The sequence below is a fragment of the Vibrio sp. HI00D65 genome (assembly GCF_001635455.1).
Classification (GTDB): domain Bacteria; phylum Pseudomonadota; class Gammaproteobacteria; order Enterobacterales; family Vibrionaceae; genus Vibrio.
Genome location: NZ_LWEH01000563.1, coordinates 1 through 1,453 on the forward strand (window position 1 = coordinate 1; position 1,453 = coordinate 1,453).

The 1,453-nt window shown below is 44.5% G+C and carries 1 protein-coding gene and 1 pseudogene; one reads left to right on the forward strand and one right to left on the reverse strand.

Features of this window, described 5'->3' with window-relative positions; translation table 11 throughout:
• A pseudogene (locus tag A3712_RS23840) lies at positions 1-336 on the forward strand (MATE family efflux transporter); the annotation flags it as partial.
• 171 nt (positions 337-507) lie between these two features.
• Here A3712_RS23840 and sthA read toward each other — a convergent pair.
• On the reverse strand, positions 508-1,453 hold a 946-nt coding region (gene sthA / locus A3712_RS23845), incomplete at its 5' end, for a Si-specific NAD(P)(+) transhydrogenase (protein ID WP_063525255.1).

Consider the following 1,453-nt stretch of genomic DNA (forward strand, 5'->3'; position numbering starts at 1 on the left):
TTCGCGATCGCTGGGTCTAATCTGATTAATATGATCACCACCATCCCAGATGTAAAAAGCCAAGCTGAGGTGTATCTGCCTTGGTTGATTGCAATGCCGTTGGTTTCAATGTGGTGCTTCTTACTCGATGGTATTTTTGTCGGAGCAACTAAAGGCAAGGACATGCGTAATAGCATGTTTGTCGCGACCTGCAGCTTCTTTGCGATTTTCTTCCTAGCGTCTAGTTTAGAAAATCATGCCCTGTGGCTTGCGATGCTGAGCTTTATGACAATGCGTGGTATTGGTCTTGGTGTGTTATTTGTTTCTCAGTTGAAGAAGGGCGAATTCCTCGTTTAGTTCTAACGACCACAGATAGAAGATGTACAGACTACAGGGCATTTAGAACATCATGATCTAATTACTATTGGTACTATATTTTTCAATACCTTAAATAAAAACAGCAAGCTCATGGCTTGCTGTTTATGTATTTGGCCTATGGGTGGTCAAATGCTCTTATGAGTTCTTTATTTAGAATAAACGGTTAAGGCCGTTAAGAGCGGCAACACGATAAGCCTCAGCCATGGTAGGGTAGTTAAAGGTGGTATTAACGAAGTACTCTATAGTATTCGCTTCCCCTTTTTGTTCCATGATTGCTTGGCCGATGTGAATGATTTCTGCGGCACGCTCACCAAATACGTGGATACCTAGAATCTCTTTGGTTTCACGGTGGAACAGAATCTTCAAGCTACCGATGTCTTTACCCGCGATTTGAGCGCGAGCTAAGTGTTTGAATGAAGAACGTCCTACTTCATAAGGTACTTTCGCTGCCGTCAGCTCTTGCTCGGTTTTACCGACTGAGCTGATTTCAGGAATGGTGTAGATTCCCGTTGGGATATCTTCAATCAAGTGACCTTCCGCTTCACCTTTAACAATCGCTTGTGCAACAAATCGACCTTGGTCATAAGCAGCACTTGCGAGGCTAGGGTATCCAATTACATCACCGACCGCGTATACATGTTCAACGTTGGTTTGGTAATTGGTATTCACCGATACCTGGCCACGAGAGTCCGCTTCTAGACCAACCGCACCTAAGTTCAGCTTGTCAGTGTTACCGGTTCGACCATTGGCATACAGTAAGCAGTCGGCACGCATCTTTTTGCCTGACTCCAGGTGAATGATTACGCCATCATCAGTCCCTTCGATTTTCTCAAAGGTTTCATCGTTACGAATCACAACGCCACTGTTCCAGAAGTGGTAAGAAAGTGCATCTGAGGTTTCATTATCTAAGAATGACAGTAGACGGTCTCGAGTGTTAATGAGATCAGTCTTTACACCCAAACCTCGGAAGATAGACGCGTACTCACAACCGATAACACCGGCACCATAGATGATGATGTGTTGAGGGTCGTGTTTAAGAGAAAGAATGGAGTCGCTGTCGTAGATACGTTCATGCAGAAAGTCGACGTTCTCTGGT